The 15,179-nt window shown below is 34.3% G+C and carries 16 protein-coding genes; 14 read left to right on the top strand and 2 right to left on the bottom strand.

What is annotated here, in order from left to right; genetic code table 11:
- The first annotated feature begins 202 nt into the window (after positions 1–202).
- The 5 genes from ACJMLZ_RS03460 to ACJMLZ_RS03440 all read left to right on the top strand — a co-directional run bounded on the left by ACJMLZ_RS03460 (position 203) and on the right by ACJMLZ_RS03440 (position 5,966).
- Positions 203–1,279, top strand: coding sequence for a pyridoxal-phosphate-dependent aminotransferase family protein (locus tag ACJMLZ_RS03460; RefSeq protein WP_405303967.1), 1,077 nt, complete (start codon positions 203–205; stop codon positions 1,277–1,279).
- Positions 1,276–2,604 (top strand): adenylyltransferase/cytidyltransferase family protein, encoded by a 1,329-nt coding sequence (locus ACJMLZ_RS03455; protein ID WP_405303966.1) that lies wholly within the window; start codon positions 1,276–1,278, stop codon positions 2,602–2,604. Before ACJMLZ_RS03460 ends, ACJMLZ_RS03455 begins: the two co-directional genes overlap by 4 nt.
- Before the next feature lie 14 nt (positions 2,605–2,618).
- On the top strand, positions 2,619–3,437 hold the full coding sequence (locus ACJMLZ_RS03450; RefSeq protein WP_405303965.1) for a phosphorylcholine transferase LicD: 819 nt from the start codon (positions 2,619–2,621) through the stop codon (positions 3,435–3,437).
- Positions 3,438–3,559: 122 nt separating this feature from the next.
- Entirely contained in the window at positions 3,560–4,267 is a 708-nt protein-coding gene (locus tag ACJMLZ_RS03445) for a class I SAM-dependent methyltransferase (RefSeq protein ID WP_405303964.1), read from the top strand.
- A 211-nt stretch (positions 4,268–4,478) separates the two neighbouring features.
- Entirely contained in the window at positions 4,479–5,966 is a 1,488-nt protein-coding gene (locus tag ACJMLZ_RS03440) for a sodium-dependent transporter (protein ID WP_405303963.1), read from the top strand.
- 17 nt (positions 5,967–5,983) lie between these two features.
- Here the strand turns inward: ACJMLZ_RS03440 and ACJMLZ_RS03435 are convergent, their stop codons facing one another.
- Positions 5,984–6,115, bottom strand: a complete 132-nt coding sequence (locus ACJMLZ_RS03435; RefSeq protein ID WP_405303962.1) for a hypothetical protein — start codon at positions 6,113–6,115, stop codon at positions 5,984–5,986.
- Positions 6,116–6,327: 212 nt separating this feature from the next.
- On the opposite strand from ACJMLZ_RS03435, the gene ACJMLZ_RS03430 reads away from it, so the two are divergent.
- The 7 genes from ACJMLZ_RS03430 (at position 6,328) to glmS (ending at position 11,039) form a co-directional block, all read left to right on the top strand.
- Positions 6,328–6,495 (top strand): hypothetical protein, encoded by a 168-nt coding sequence (locus tag ACJMLZ_RS03430; RefSeq protein WP_405303961.1) that lies wholly within the window; start codon positions 6,328–6,330, stop codon positions 6,493–6,495.
- Positions 6,496–6,500: 5 nt separating this feature from the next.
- Positions 6,501–6,785 (top strand): hypothetical protein, encoded by a 285-nt coding sequence (locus ACJMLZ_RS03425; RefSeq protein ID WP_405303960.1) that lies wholly within the window; start codon positions 6,501–6,503, stop codon positions 6,783–6,785.
- Positions 6,786–6,874: 89 nt separating this feature from the next.
- Positions 6,875–7,603 carry a phosphoribosylaminoimidazolesuccinocarboxamide synthase gene (gene purC / locus ACJMLZ_RS03420; protein ID WP_405303959.1) on the top strand — a complete coding sequence of 243 codons (729 nt, stop codon included), beginning with the start codon at positions 6,875–6,877 and terminating at the stop codon, positions 7,601–7,603.
- Positions 7,604–7,870 (top strand): phosphoribosylformylglycinamidine synthase subunit PurS, encoded by a 267-nt coding sequence (purS, locus tag ACJMLZ_RS03415; protein ID WP_405303958.1) that lies wholly within the window; start codon positions 7,604–7,606, stop codon positions 7,868–7,870.
- A gap of 10 nt (positions 7,871–7,880) precedes the next feature.
- Positions 7,881–8,525: a phosphoribosylformylglycinamidine synthase subunit PurQ gene (gene purQ, locus ACJMLZ_RS03410; RefSeq protein WP_405303957.1), complete on the top strand. Its 645-nt coding sequence runs from the start codon at positions 7,881–7,883 to the stop codon at positions 8,523–8,525.
- Positions 8,526–8,534: 9 nt separating this feature from the next.
- Complete coding sequence (cobA, locus tag ACJMLZ_RS03405; protein WP_292820353.1) at positions 8,535–9,254, top strand: uroporphyrinogen-III C-methyltransferase; 720 nt, start codon at positions 8,535–8,537, stop codon at positions 9,252–9,254.
- Entirely contained in the window at positions 9,255–11,039 is a 1,785-nt protein-coding gene (gene glmS, locus ACJMLZ_RS03400; protein WP_405303956.1) for a glutamine--fructose-6-phosphate transaminase (isomerizing), read from the top strand. It abuts the gene before it with no gap.
- A gap of 1 nt (position 11,040) precedes the next feature.
- On the opposite strand, the gene ACJMLZ_RS03395 is transcribed toward glmS, so the two are convergent.
- A complete protein-coding gene (locus tag ACJMLZ_RS03395; RefSeq protein WP_405303955.1) occupies positions 11,041–12,261 on the bottom strand; it encodes an MnmC family methyltransferase in 1,221 nt (406 codons plus the stop codon).
- 260 nt (positions 12,262–12,521) lie between these two features.
- Between ACJMLZ_RS03395 and tgtA the strand changes: the two genes are divergently transcribed.
- Complete coding sequence (tgtA, locus tag ACJMLZ_RS03390; RefSeq protein WP_405303954.1) at positions 12,522–14,501, top strand: tRNA guanosine(15) transglycosylase TgtA; 1,980 nt, start codon at positions 12,522–12,524, stop codon at positions 14,499–14,501.
- A 9-nt stretch (positions 14,502–14,510) separates the two neighbouring features.
- Positions 14,511–15,179, top strand: a complete 669-nt coding sequence (locus ACJMLZ_RS03385) for a class I SAM-dependent methyltransferase (protein WP_405303953.1) — start codon at positions 14,511–14,513, stop codon at positions 15,177–15,179.

Genomic DNA, 15,179 nt, shown 5'->3' with positions numbered 1-15,179 from the left:
GTTCAACCTGCTGTAAATGTTTTAATGTTTCATCATCATATCGTTTTGTTCTCATCATGTAAATTTTCCTCTAGTTCTTATTCAATTTATCGGATAATTCTTTGAAAAATGTGTATTGGAAATTTTTAAATATTTCTTTTTTTAAATTATATTTTATAATAGATAATATAAATTTTTTTTTAATAATATAGGAAGTCATTTTATGTTAAATTTTACTGTTGGTCCTGTAATGAGTAGTGAGTCTGTTAGAAAAATAGGTGGAGAGCAGACTCCTTATTTTAGAAATGATGAATTTTCAGAAGTGATGTTTGAAAATGAAGAATTGATGAAAGAATTTGTTTATGCTAGTGAAGATTCAAGAGCCGTCTTTATCACAGGTTCAGGAACAGCCTCTATGGAAGCCACCATAATGAATGTTTTTACACAAAACGATAAGGTTTTGATTGTAAATGGCGGCGGATTCGGGCAACGTTTCGTTGAGTTGTGTGAACTTCATGAAGTTCCTTTTGAAGAGATAAAATTGGAATTCGGCCAGGATATTACTCAAGACATTTTAGATTCATATGACAATAAGGGCTTTACAGGATTTTTAGTCAATATATGTGAAACCAGCTCATGCGTTCACTATGATTTGGATTTAATATCAGAGTTCTGTTTAAAAAATGACATATTTCTCGTTGTGGATGCTATAAGTTCGTTTTTGGCAGATCCATTAAATATGGTTGAAAACAATATTGATGTGTTTATTACAGGTTCCCAAAAGGCACTAGCCTGTCCTCCAGGAATATCAATAATTGTTTTAGGTCCAAATGCATTAGAAAGAATTGAAAATAACGAATGCAAATCCATGTATTTTGATTTAAAGGACATGTTGAAAAATGGGGAAAGGGGCCAAACTCCTTTTACTCCTGCAGTTACAATTTTATTGCAAATTAATGAGAGGCTAAAGCAAATTAAAAAACAGGGTGGAGTTGAAGCGGAAATTGAAAGAACATCCATGATTGCTAATGATTTCAGGAACAGAATCAATGATTTGCCATTGGAAATTCACTGTAATTGTCTAGGAAATTCAGTAACTGGAGTTTATTGCATTAACTCAAATGCAAATGATATTGTTGATTGCTTAAAAAAGGAGTACGGAATTTGGGTCAATCCAAATGGTGGCGAAATTGGAGGTAAAATGTTTAGGGTAGGCCACATTGGAGACTTGACAATTGAGGATAATGATAAATTAATTGATGCTTTTAAAGATTTGGAAAAAAGAGGAATTTTAAAATGATTAAGGTAATTACATATGGAACATATGACCTATTTCATTATGGTCACCAAAGATTATTGGAAAGGGCTAAAGAACTTGGTGACTATTTGATTGTAGGTGTTACTGCAGACGATTTTGATAAACAGCGCGGTAAAATCAATGTCAAACAGTCATTGATGGAAAGAATAGAATCAGTCAGGGCAACAGGACTTGCTGATGAAATCATAATCGAGGAATATGAAGGTCAAAAGATTGATGATATTAAAAGATATGGTGTTGATATTTTTACTGTAGGTTCCGATTGGGTAGGTCATTTTGATTATCTTAAGGAATATTGTGATGTCGTTTATTTGGAGAGAACTGAAGGTGTTTCAAGTTCAGAAATCAGATCTAAAAATCGCAATGTTAATCTGGGTCTTATAGGTGAAGGAAACGTCTTGAAAAAGTTTTTCGATGAATCCAAATTTGTCAATGGGATTGAAGTTAATGCAATATGCATCGATAATGAAAATGAAGTAAAATGCTATGAAAATGAACAATTGACTTTGGTTGACAATTACAATGACTTACTGGATATTGTTGATGCAGTATTTATCATATCTCACCCTTCAAAACATTATTCTCAAATAAAGCAGGCATTGAATCAGGGAAAACATGTTCTATGTGAATCCCCATTTTCTTTAGATGAAAATGAATGCGTTGAACTGCAGCAATTGGCACTTGAAAATGACTTGATATTAATGGATTCCATTAAAACTGCCTATTCAACAGCATATAATCGATTATTGCTTTTACTTAAAGGCGGAAACATTGGAGACATTTATTCCATTGATGCTACATGTACCAGTATAAGGGATTATGACGACAATTCATGGAACAGTATAACTTCATGGGCTCCAACAGCTCTTTTACCGATTTTCCAAATTTTAGGTGTTGATTATAAGGATATTAATATAACTTCATTAATTCTTGAGGATAAGCCTAATTTTGATTTGTTCACAAAAATAGACTTCCAATATGAAAATGCAGTAGCTTCAATTAAAGTTGCAAACAGCGTCAAATCTGAAGGTGAACTGATAATTTCCGGGTCTGATGGATATGCTTATATTCCGGCTCCTTGGTGGAAAACAGATTACTTTGAATTGAGATATGAAAATCAGGAGGATAATCGAAAGTATTTCTACCAATTGGATGGTGAAGGAATAAGATATGAGCTTGTAGCTTTTGCAAAGGCAATTGAACTTAGTAAAAACAATGCATATATAGATTTCGATGTTTCAAAAGCAATCTGTAAGGTAATGGAAGATTTTGAAAACAATAATTTTAATAAAATTAATAAATATTAGTTAATGGCGATAGGATGAGCAATAATGATGAAGTGCTTCAACATATTCAGGATGTTGAACTTTTGATTTTAAAGGATTTTATTGAAATTTGTGATGAAAACAATTTGGATTATTATTTGATTTATGGAACAGAAATCGGTGCTGTCAGGCATCAGGGATTCATTCCATGGGATGATGACATTGATTTGATAATGTTTAGAGATGATTACGAGAAGTTTTTAAAGGTAATGGAAGAAAAGAACTGTGAAAAATACACTGTTTTTGATATAAGATATGATGAGAACTATTTCTTCCAATTCGGCAGATTGTCTTTAAACGGAACTTACTGGTCTGAATATTGGGATAAGCAGGTTCCATTCAAATTGGGAATTCACGTTGACCTGTTTATTCTCGACAAGGTCCCAAACAACAAAATCAAAAGATTCATATACATGCGCAGATGTTTATTGCTATCTAAATTATGCTCCATTTCTTCAATTAAAGTCGAATATGACGTTAGAGCGATTGAAGTAGTATCAAACCTGCTTCATTCTGTCATCAATAAAATAGGTTTGACTCCTAAGTATTTTCAAAAAAAGCTGCCTAATCTATTTAGAAAATATGAAAATCAGGAATGCAAATACTATGCGGATTTGACATTGAATACATTGTCCTGTTTTAAAATTGAAGACTTTAAACCAATCAAAAAAGCCAAATTTGAAGATATCTATGCCAATATTCCAAATAACCAGGAAGCTACCTTAGGTCAGGTTTTTGGAGATTATATGCAGCTTCCTCCTGAAGAGGAACGTATTGGCCATGGATTGAATGAGGTTGATTTCGGTAAATATTGATTAACCCATTGAAGATTGAAAATTTGCATAACTTTTTAGTATTAGTTTTAATAAACATACTTATATAGAGTTTAATATAGAAAATTTATATTAATCATTTATCAAAGCATTTAGGTGAAAAAATGTCAAGGTTATACGGTGATAAGGAAGATATCAATTCAGAAAAAGTAAAGGATTTCTTCAACAAAAGAGCAAATAAGGATTTTGACAGTGACCTGTCTATTGTCTTATTCCAAGATAAGGAAGTTTCCCAAAAAAGACACGAAGAAGAGAAAAAATTATTATTTGAAAGTATTGACGTTTCAGGCAAAAAAGTCATTGAAATCGGTTGTGGAATTGGACGTTGGGCAGAAGCATTCCATGATAAATGCGAGTCATTTTTAGGATTGGATTTCTCAGAAGACCTTATTGAAATTGCAAATAAATCACAAAATTATGACAATTGTAAGTTTCAGGTAATGTCCGCTACAGACATTAAAGTGGATGAGTTATTGATTGAACCTCCTTTTGATGTAATTGTATTCAGCGGATTTTTAATGTACATTAACGATGATGATATGGGAACTGTCATGGATGAGGTAAACAATATCGGTGCTGAAGACATGAAAGTATTTGCTATGGAGCCTGTTTCCTGTTTAGAAACTAGACTGACTCTTAAAGATTTCTATTCAGAAGGTTTAGAATCAGATTATAATGCGATTTATCGTACTGTAGATGAATATATGGAAATTTTCGCAAAACTAAAATGTGACAACATTTTTGTAGATGACATCTTTAAGGATTTAAGCGACCATAGTGAAACACAATATAAATATTTCATTGTCGGATAAACTTTATTTTCTTTTAAAATCTCAAATATCATTCAGCACATGAAACAAATGATTTGAAAGTGTTTTCATGTGCAATTTAAATTTTTAACACGCTTATTTTATCTTTTTTTAAATACAATTTTCAATCATTCATTTTCCATTAAAATCTAAACCTATTTATTGTATGGTGATAAAAGTATAAGACATATATTAAATAGGAAATGGGGGAATTATGGGAGATAAAAACGAATGGGGAAGTAACCTTTCATTCATATTAGCGATGATTGGTTCTGCAGTAGGACTTGGAAATATTTGGAGATATCCTTATGTGCTTTATTCTAATGGGGGAGGAGCATTTTATATCCCTTATATAGTGGCAATTTTGCTCATGGGAATACCTTTTTTAATTTTGGAATATGGTGTTGGATATAACTATAAATCTTCTTTTGCAAAGGCAATTGCAAAGATTAATTCCAAATTTGAATATTTGGGATGGCTGTTGCCCGTTGCCGTGTTCATGATTATGATTTATTACTCAGCTATTTTGGGTTGGGATGGAATCTATATTCTGTTGAGTTTCTTTAAAGGTTGGGGAGCAGATCCAAACGCTTTCTTTGCAAATACTCTTCTCCAGTCTTCCGATTCTTACTTGAGCTTAACTCATTTCATTCCATACATTGCCATTGCAATGCTTGTTGGTTGGGTGATAATCTGGTTCATCTCTCATAGGGACCTGGAAAAAGGATTAGGTAAGGTTTCAAAACTTTTAGTACCTTTATTGTTCATTATAATGGTGGTCATTGTAGTATTTTCACTGACCTTGCCGGGAGCTTCAATTGGGCTTGCCGAGTTATTCAATCCTGACTGGTCACTTTTAAGCCATTTTGAAATTTGGATGGCCGCATTTGGGCAAATAGTATTTTCACTGAGTTTGGGAATGTCAATCGCATTTACTTATGCAAGCTATACCAAGGACAATGCTGATTTAGTCACAAATACGATTTCAATAGCTCTTGCCAATTCATTATTTGAAAACTTTGCGGCTTTGGGGGTATTTTCAATTTTAGGTTACATGTCACTTCAATCAGGTACAGCGGTATCTGAATTGGTAACTCAAGGAACAGGACTTGTGTTTGTCGCTTATCCTACTGTATTCAATGTATTGGGTCAATGGGCTTATGTTTTAGGACCTCTGTTTTTCTTAACAGTTTATCTTGCAGGTCTTACAAGCATCCTATCAACAATCGAGCCGTTATCCTTTTCAATTCAAAATAAATTTGGCCTTACACGAAACAAGACAATGTCCATTTTGTGTGTCATCGGAGCTCTCATATCAATGATTTATGCGACTTCATACGGAGGGTCATTGCTGGGTTATGTGGATACATTCATCAATCAGATTGCATTGCTGTTTGGTGTAATCGTAGAGTGCATAATCTTTGCATGGGTATTCAAAGCTGAAAAATTAGTTGATTTCATGAATTCCAGAACCAGAACAATTAAGCTTGGAAAATGGTGGATTGTCATCGTCAAATATATACTTCCGATTTTCATTTCAATAGTTTGGATTGGAGGCCTGATTGATGTTATTAATTCATCCACTATTCATCAATTGAATTTCACAATCATCTCAGCGGCGATATTGCTAATATCTGCATTGGTATTTACTGTTCTTCCGTCTAAAAATGAGGATTGGACAAAAACAGAAGATAGAGTTTAATTATTCTATCTTTTTTTTTATTTGGAGTATAGTATTTCATTGATTAAATTAGGTTCATTATTTTGTTTTTCTAAATGAATGATGATTGATGGACTATCACTTTTTATACCCATTTCATTATCTTGACTCGCATCGCTACTTTCATCCACAGTATAGTGAACACCAATTATGAGTCCTAATATTGAAAGTAATAATATTAAAAGTATAACAGTATTTTTCATATCCATAGTCTATATTATAATTTTTGTTGTATATAAAAATTAATAGTAAAGTATTTTAATGGCCATACTCAAATTTTTAATGAAAGCTTTTAGGGAATATTAAAAGGATTAATATTCTCATAATTAATGTAGGTGATAATGTGAAGATAGTTAAAGAGGAAATCATCAAAAGCGGTCATGAGGAAGGCATGACCTATCGTGAAGTGACCTATGAGGATGGAGGCTTTCGTCAGTTTGACGTTGAATCCGGCAAGCTTATTGGCTCTTCTTATGAATCAGACCAAGACAAGCTTCCAAAAATGGATTGAGGTAAATGATTCTTAAAGAATTGTTAGATCATTTCAATATTGATGAATCATTTCCGGATTATCTTTTGGATGAATCTTTCAATGAAGTATTTTTAGAGGGGGATTTGTCTAAAACGGATAATTGTTATAAAATAGAAATTAAAACACGACAGGATGTTATTCATACGATGTATTTGAATCCAGATGATGATTTTCCAGTAAAAGTAATGTCTAAACTGCCGAACGGCAAATTGAATGGAATCAAATTTGGACAGACAAAAGATGATTTAACATTCGTTAACAGATTATAGCTATTTTTTCTTTTTTTTCTAATTAAAGTTATATAATATTTAGACCAAAAATTATATTATAATAATTTAAAATTTGTTTTGTTGATATCATGGACAAAAAAGAGTTAATTAACAATGGAAAAGTAAAAAGTGTATACGCTACTGATAATCCTGATGAGGTCATAATCGAGTTTAGAGATGATATGACTGCGGGTGATGGTGAAAAAAAAGAGGTTATGGCTAAAAAAGGTGCCTACAATGCTATAATTTCTACTAAAATATTCAAGGTCTTAGAGGAAAATGGTATTGAAACACAGTTCATCGATTTGCCGCAACCTAATGTCATGCTTGCAAAAAAACTTGAAATGATTCCAATTGAGGTCATTATAAGAAATATTGCAACAGGCAGTTTGATTCGCAAATACCCTTTTGCAGAAGGTACTAGATTGGAACCTCCTATTGTTCAAATGGATTTCAAAGCTGATGAATATCATGATCCTATGTTGAATGATTCTTTAATTAAGGCATTAGGAATAGCTACTCAAGAAGAAATCGAAATCTTAACCCAAAAAGCCTTAAAAATCAATGAAATTTTAACCAAATTCTTCGCCGATGCGGGAATTATTTTGGTTGATTTTAAAATTGAATTCGGTAAGGATAAGGATGGGAACATTCTTTTAGGGGATGAGATTTCTCCTGATGGATGCAGATTATGGGATAGTGAAACATTAGACATGTTGGATAAGGAGTTATTTAGAAAAGGAAAAGATTCAGAAGTTATGAATGCTTACATTGAAGTGTATAATAGAATTATTCCAGATTCAGAAAAGGTGATTTAAATGTTATTTGATATAGAAGTGAAAATTTCTCTTAAAAGCGGGATGTTAAATCCTGAAGCTACAACAATCGAAAGGTCTCTTGATTTGCTTGGATATGAAGTCAAAAATGTCAAAACTGTTGACATCATCAAATTCCAGATGGAAGGTGAAGACAGGGAAGTAATCAGAGAAAATGTTGTAGACATGTGTGAAAGGTTACTTTGTAATCCTGTAATTCATGATTATAAGATTAATGTTATCCCACAAAACATGGCATGTGGTAAATAGAGGGATTTAAATGAAAATTGGAGTAATTAGATTTCCGGGAACTAACTGTGACAGGGATGTTGCAAAAGCTATTGAGCTTGCAGGCCTCACTTCGGAATATGTGTGGTGGAGTGAAGAAAAGCTAACAGATTTCGATGGTATTGTTATTCCTGGAGGTTTCTCTTATGGAGATTACTTAAGAGCTGGTGCAATGGCTTCAATTACACCGGTAATTGATGGTATTAAAGAATTGGTGAAAGAAGAAAAACCGGTTTTAGGAATATGTAATGGAGCCCAAATTTTAGGTGAAATCGGTCTTGTTCCAGGTATTTTCATAACTAATGAAAATCCAAAATTCAACTGTGAATGGGTGGATTTAAAGGTTTCTACAAATAGGACTCCTTTCACTAAAGCTTTTAAGAATAATCAGATTATTGCTCTTCCGATTGCACATGCCGAAGGAAGATTTTATACTGAGGATATTGATTTATTGAAAGACCAAGACCAAATTGTTCTGCAATTTGAAGGCAAAAACCCTAACGGTTCAATGGAAGCAATTACAAGTGTTTGTGATGAATCTGGCCTTGTTTGCGCTATGATGCCTCACCCTGAAAGGGCTTGTGAAGAACTGTTTGGTTCTGATGACGGTTTAAACTTCTTTAAAGGATTTTTATAAAGTGATAAAATGGTAGTTTATTTAATTGGTGCAGGACCTGGAGATGCTGATTTAATAACTCTTAAAGCAGTAAAAGCATTGAATAAAGCTGATGTTGTTTTATATGATTATTTGGCTAATGAAGAGATATTGGCTCATGCTCCTGACGATGCAGAAAAAATTTATGTAGGCAAAAAAGCAGGGGAGCATTATAAAACACAAGACCAAATCAATGAATTGATTATTGAGCAAGCTCAAAATCATGAAAATGTAGTTAGGCTTAAAGGGGGAGACCCTTTTGTCTTCGGTCGTGGCGGTGAAGAGATTTTGGCTTTAATGGAACATGATATCAAATTTGAAGTAATTCCAGGTGTAACTTCAGCTATTGGAGCACCAACTTCACTAGGACTACCTGTAACTCACAGGGCAGTAGCCACTTCAGTGACCATTGTAACAGGTCATGAGGACCCAACCAAGGCCGAAAGCCAGGTTCATTGGGATTATACTGCAGATACTTTAATTATTTTAATGGGTATCGGTAATATCCGTGAAAATACTTCTGAAATTATGAAATATCGCTCTGCAGATACTCCAGTATGTGTCGTTGAAAGCGGAACATTGCCTGATGAGAATGTAGTATTTGGAACATTAGGCAACATTGCAGATAAAAAAATCAACACTCCTGCTATCTTAATAATTGGAGATGTTGTAAATCTTTATGAGGATATTTACAATTACCAGGGTGATTAGATGTGTGGAATTGTAGGTTGCATATTAAAGGAAGATAGGGATGTAGCGCCAATACTTTTTGATTGCATTTCAAAATTGGAATACAGAGGTTATGACTCTATAGGTCTGGCTACATTTGATGAAGGTAATTTGCACATTAAAAAGGATAAGGGCAAAATCGAAGAGGTGGACAAGAAGTTGGACTTGACTGACATGCCTGGAAAATTTGGTATTGCTCATGTTCGTTGGGCAACCCATGGTGATCCTTCAAAATTAAATTCACACCCTCATGTTGATGAAGACAATACTGTTGCCGTTGTCCACAACGGTATTATTGAAAATTATCTGGAAATTAAGGAGAAATTGACTCTTGAGGGACATGTTTTTAAATCAGACACTGACACTGAAGTCATTCCGCATTTGATTCAAAAGTTCATGGATGAAAAATTTGACCTCGAACATGCGGTCAGAAAAACCATCGATGTTATTGAGGGCGCTTATGCAATTGCGGCAATCAGTAAAAACGAACCTGATAAAATTGTTGCAACCCGTAAGGATTCTCCGTTGATTGTGGGCATTGGTGAAGATGGATATTATCTTGCATCTGATTCTCCGGCTATTTTGAAGTATGCCCGTGATATAATTTATCCAGAAAGGGGTGAAATTGTCATTTTGGACAAGGATGGTGTGGTTGTTCATGATGAATTTGATAATGTGGTCAATAAGGAAGTCGATACCATTAACTGGACTCCTGAAATGGCTGAAAAGGAAGGTTATGACCATTTCATGATTAAGGAAATCAATGAGCAGGCAGCTGCCGTTAGAAATACATTGACTCAAAAGGAAAATATCCAGGAAATCATTGAGGATATTGAGGATATTCAAAGGATATGCTTTGTTGCATGCGGAACATCTTATCATGCTTCATTAACTGGAAAATACTTGATTGAATCACTGGCAGGAATTCCAACTGATGTGATTCTTGCTTCCGAGTTCAAATATTCTGCAAATACCTTAAATGATCAAACTTTGGTTATTTTCATATCCCAATCAGGTGAGACTGCAGATTCCCTAAAGGCATTGGATGTTGCAAATCAGACTTCCAAAACTTTAGGTATTGTTAATGTGGCAGGTTCTTCCATTACAAGAAGGGCTCAATATGTAATTCAAACTCAGGCAGGGCCTGAAATAGGTGTTGCAGCAACAAAAACCTATGTTGCTCAGCTCACTGCAATATACCTGTTTGCCGCATTGATAGCCAAAAATATGGAATTGCTTAAAGAGATTGAAAAGGTACCTGAATTTATTGATGAGGCGCTTGAGGATGTTGAGTATATCAAGGACATATCAAAAAGATATAATTACGCACGCGATTTCTTCTATTTGGGTAGAGGATATTCCTATCCGACCGCTTTGGAAGGTGCTTTAAAACTTAAAGAGATTACATATATTCATGGTGAAGGCTATGCTGCTGGAGAACTTAAACATGGTCCTTTAGCATTGATTGATGAAGGAATTCCTGTTGTAGTTGTTATTCCTCCTGGAGATAATTACAGAAAAACCATGAGTAATCTGGAAGAGGTCAAGTCTCGTGGTGCTAATGTACTGGCTATCGGATCTGCTGATGACGAATCACTTAAGGTTAAAGCAAACGCGGTGATTACAATTAACTCTGAAGTCAAAGAGATTATTGCGCCATTGGTTTATGTGGTTCCTTTACAATTGATTGCATATTACATTACAATCGAGAAAGGCCACGACCCGGATAAGCCTAAAAACTTGGCTAAATGTGTAACTGTGGAATAAGTTATTCTTTCCAGTTACCAAATTTTACTTTTTTTAATCTTTTTTCCATATTTAAAATTCTATTTCTTGAATTATTTTCCACATCCTGTTTTGTGGAATAATTTTCTTCACATTCAACGATATAAAAGGCTTCAGGTGAGGTTGTTGATGGAATGTTCATTTTTGCCAGATTTCTTTCCACTCTTCTTTTTAATTTTTCATCATCCATTTCGGATGCTAAAAATATTGGTGTTTTAACAGCAGAAGATATTTTGGTGTTATGGCGGGCATCATGCCTTTCTTCTGTTCTTTTTTCTAAAATCCAATCGCTGGAATTATTTAAATTAGGGTCCCTGAATGGAATCCCCACATCAGAAAGCGCAATTCTTATCTCATCATTTTTCGGAAGTGATGTGTCAAGCATCAATGGGTTTGGGCTGGCAAGCGTTCCGCCCTGTTTTCTTCCGAATATGGGGCCTTGACCTATGTAAAATCCTGCTTCGATAAATGCAGCTCTGATTGGAGCGGATGATGTATAGGTTGCCACAATTCCGTCATCTTTTATTATTCTTCTGAATTCTTTGAAAAATTCGACTGAAAACAATTCCGGAGCCATATTCTGTGAAAACGGGTCCAAAAATATTGAATCATAAGTGTCATCATCTAGGTTTTGGACGGTTTGTCTTGCATCCTCAATGTAAACATTGATATCAAAATTTTCCGGAATTTCACATTCTTCCAGACTTAAAGTAGCATAATCCTGAGCTATTAATTCATTTTCAATGGCTTTTCGGGTAATGTTGTGGGCTTTTATTGGTGAGGGAACTAAAAGGCCGCAGGCAAGTGTCGCATGAGATATTTCAACCATATCGATCTTTAGATTTGACCCGTTGCTGTTTTCAATGAAATCGGATATCGCGGCTGAGGTGTTGTATCCGATACCTGCGCAGATGTCGAGGATTGCAATGTCGCTTTCATAGTCAAACTTCATAGGTTTGATAAACTTTTCAAATGACTCACTTATTGCACCTGTAGATGTATGGAGTGTTTCAATTTTGTTGTTTATTTCTTTTGAATTAATAGAATAGGATCCATCATCTGTTAAAACAAAATAATCTTTGTAAGTATCAAAAAAATTAACCCTTCCTTCATTATTTCGACTATTTTTTTCTTCATCGAAACAGGAGTTAACCAAATCGAATATATCATCATTTATTATTCTTGCATTTTCTTCATAGCTCATTGTATCTATTAAAAATTTGTTTTTTTTAATATTTATATGGAGATATTTTTCTCAAAAACAAAAAAATATCACTATTTAATTTCAATTGAATGTCATAACTATTTTTTAATATGGTAATCCTACTTTTTTATTGGCGGATAAGCAAAATTTATATAATTTCTAATTTAAACTTTATTTAGATATTATTGATACTTCAAATTTTTCTTGAAGTGATTTTTTTTGTATTATTTATTTCAATAAATGATGAGTAAGGTAGTTAAATGTTTGAAATTAAAGCTAAAGATAATATGGGGCGTGTTGGTGTTTTGAAAACCAATCATGGTGATGTAAAAACTCCAGCATTGATGCCGGTCATTCATCCGCGCAAGCAGGCAATAGATGTGGGCAAATACGGTGCGGATATTGTAATTACTAATGCATATTTAATCTATAAGGATGAGGAACTTAAAAGGGAAGCTGTTGAAAAGGGTTTGCATGAACTGATTCACTTTGATGGGCCTATAATGACAGATTCAGGGTCTTTCCAGCTTTCAGTTTATGGTGATGTGGAAATAACTAACAAAGAAGTAATTGAATTTCAGGAACTGATTAAAACAGACATTGGAACAAGTTTGGACATTCCGACAGCGCCTTTTGTTGAAAGAGAAAAAGCTGAAAGTGATTTGGAAATTACCTTGGAGCGTGCAAAAGAAGCGGTTGAATATAAAAAGTCTCAAAATATGGAAATGCTATTGAATTCTGTTGTTCAGGGTTCAACATTCCTTGATTTAAGGCGTGAATGCGCTCGTGAGCTATCAAAGCTTGATGCAGATTTGTATCCTATTGGTGCAGTTGTTCCCTTGATGGAATCATATCACTACAAGGATCTTGTGGATGTTGTAATGAATTCCATGAAGGAATTGCCTGATGACACCGCCCGCCACCTGATGGGTGCAGGCCATCCAATGATATTTGCTTTATGTGTTGCAATGGGCTGTGACTTGTTTGACTCAGCGGCATATATCCTATATGCGGAAGATGACAGGCTCCTATCAACAAGGGGAACCTATAAACTGGAAAACCTCCAGGAGATGCCTTGTTCATGTGAAGTATGTACCAAATACACTCCCGATGATTTAAGGGCAATGCCTAAAGAACGAAGGAGAGACTTGATAGCCCAGCACAACTTGCATGTTTCATTTGCAGAGTTAAGGTTAATCAGGCAGGCCATTTATGACGGTAATCTGATGGAACTTGTAGAAGAAAGGTGCAGAGCCCACCCTGCACTTCTTGAAGCTGTAAGGCAACTTGGAAATTACTCACAAGATTTGGAAAAATATGACCCGAGAAGTAAAAAATCAGCATTTTTCTACACTGGTCCAGAGTCATTATGCCGTGCCGAAGTGTTAAGGCATATGCAAAAATTACGTGAATTGCCTAAAAAAAGGGATTTGGTTATTCTACCCCCAACAAGAAAACCTTACTCAAAATTCATTTCAGGAAAACTTGGAGAGTTTTACATTTACGGTGCCGAACAGGAAATTGACTTGGACAATACAGATTTCATGGTATTGGACGTTCCGTTCGGATTGATACCTCTTGAAATCGATGAGGTATATCCGTTAAGTCAAAATGACGCTCCAAAAACCCGTGACGTTGACAGCATTGAATTCGTAGAGGATTTCATCAATGAATTTGTTGAATATTATGAACAGGTATTGATTCATTCAAGAATTATAAAAGACCTGGAAATAGGATTATACAACAAATGCATAGATTCTGATGAAATAAGATATAAAAAGGATGACATCAAAAAGATTAAGGCCATTGCAGATTATCAGTTTGGCGTTGGTGCGGGAGATGCATTATTTACTGGAAATATCAACATTGAAAAAAGTAAAAAGACAGGCAAAATCAGACACATTTATGATGGCAAAGTATTAATCGTTAATATGAGAGCATCTGATTCATATTTGATTTTATCAAAAGAAGGTGCAAAAAGACTGCACAATGCAATGCCTTACCCTGAAAACAGGGTTGTTGTAAATAAGGATTCAGAACCTTTTGCTCTTGATGGAAAAAGTGTATTCTGTAAATTTGTAGTTGACTGTGATGATAATATCAGATCAAAGGATGAGGTTTTAATAGTTAATGAGGAAGATAAGCTGCTGGCTTATGGTAAGTCATTGCTTGGAGCATGTGAGATTAAGCAGTTCCAGACAGGTCAAGCTATTAAAACTAGAAAAGGAATGAAAAAATAGGCGATTATTATGAGTGATGATAACAAAGTAAATACAGGCCACAATATTGAAGATAAGGAACTTATAAAAAATGCAAGAAAGCCTGTTGGAGATTTAGGCCATAAAATATTGGATAGAATGAACAGGTCTCATGAAAACATGGCTCAGTGGGGCGTAAGTCATTTTGAAATTAGCGAAGATAGTAAAATCCTAGATATCGGCTGTGGAGGAGGAAGGAATATCCAAAGATTCGCAAGCCAGATTTCCCAAAATGGAAGGGTTGTCGGAATAGATTATTCCGAAGTAAGTGTAGAAAAATCTATTAAACTTAACCAAGAATATATTGATAGAGGAATTGTCAATGTTCTTGAGGGGTCTGTTTCAGACATGCCTTTTTATGATGAGACCTTTGATATTGTAACCGGTTTTGAGACAATTTATTTCTGGCCGGATTTCATCAATGATTTAAAAGAAGTTAATAGGGTCCTAAAAAAGGGCGGTTTAGTGTTTTTCTGTAATGAGGCAGTCTATAGGGAAGGCAAAATGGAAAAATATGAAGATTTGATTGAACTTTTAGACATGAAAATATATTCAGAGGATGTTTTAAAAGAATCTTTAGAAAAAACAGGCTTTAAAGACTTTGAAGCATATATTGATGAGGATAATGATTGGATTTGTGTAAAGGCATATAAAATTTAA

It is taken from the genome of Methanobrevibacter sp. (assembly GCF_045126245.1).
Lineage (GTDB): Archaea > Methanobacteriota > Methanobacteria > Methanobacteriales > Methanobacteriaceae > Methanocatella.
Note: the sequence above shows the minus strand (reverse complement) of the source record. Positions and strands in the feature narration are given on the sequence as shown.

Bases quoted from the DNA above. Each gene is read 5' to 3' on its own strand.
- ACJMLZ_RS03460 (WP_405303967.1), top strand. From the start codon at position 203: ATGTTAAATTTTACTGTTGGTCCTGTAATGAGTAGTGAGTCTGTTAGA.
- purC (WP_405303959.1), top strand. From the start codon at position 6,875: ATGGACAAAAAAGAGTTAATTAACAATGGAAAAGTAAAAAGTGTATAC.
- ACJMLZ_RS03450 (WP_405303965.1), top strand. From the start codon at position 2,619: ATGAGCAATAATGATGAAGTGCTTCAACATATTCAGGATGTTGAACTT.
- purQ (WP_405303957.1), top strand. From the start codon at position 7,881: ATGAAAATTGGAGTAATTAGATTTCCGGGAACTAACTGTGACAGGGAT.
- ACJMLZ_RS03445 (WP_405303964.1), top strand. From the start codon at position 3,560: ATGTCAAGGTTATACGGTGATAAGGAAGATATCAATTCAGAAAAAGTA.
- ACJMLZ_RS03385 (WP_405303953.1), top strand. From the start codon at position 14,511: ATGAGTGATGATAACAAAGTAAATACAGGCCACAATATTGAAGATAAG.
- ACJMLZ_RS03425 (WP_405303960.1), top strand. From the start codon at position 6,501: ATGATTCTTAAAGAATTGTTAGATCATTTCAATATTGATGAATCATTT.
- purS (WP_405303958.1), top strand. From the start codon at position 7,604: ATGTTATTTGATATAGAAGTGAAAATTTCTCTTAAAAGCGGGATGTTA.
- glmS (WP_405303956.1), top strand. From the start codon at position 9,255: ATGTGTGGAATTGTAGGTTGCATATTAAAGGAAGATAGGGATGTAGCG.
- ACJMLZ_RS03455 (WP_405303966.1), top strand. From the start codon at position 1,276: ATGATTAAGGTAATTACATATGGAACATATGACCTATTTCATTATGGT.
- tgtA (WP_405303954.1), top strand. From the start codon at position 12,522: ATGTTTGAAATTAAAGCTAAAGATAATATGGGGCGTGTTGGTGTTTTG.
- ACJMLZ_RS03440 (WP_405303963.1), top strand. From the start codon at position 4,479: ATGGGAGATAAAAACGAATGGGGAAGTAACCTTTCATTCATATTAGCG.
- ACJMLZ_RS03395 (WP_405303955.1), bottom strand. From the start codon at position 12,261: ATGAGCTATGAAGAAAATGCAAGAATAATAAATGATGATATATTCGAT.
- cobA (WP_292820353.1), top strand. From the start codon at position 8,535: ATGGTAGTTTATTTAATTGGTGCAGGACCTGGAGATGCTGATTTAATA.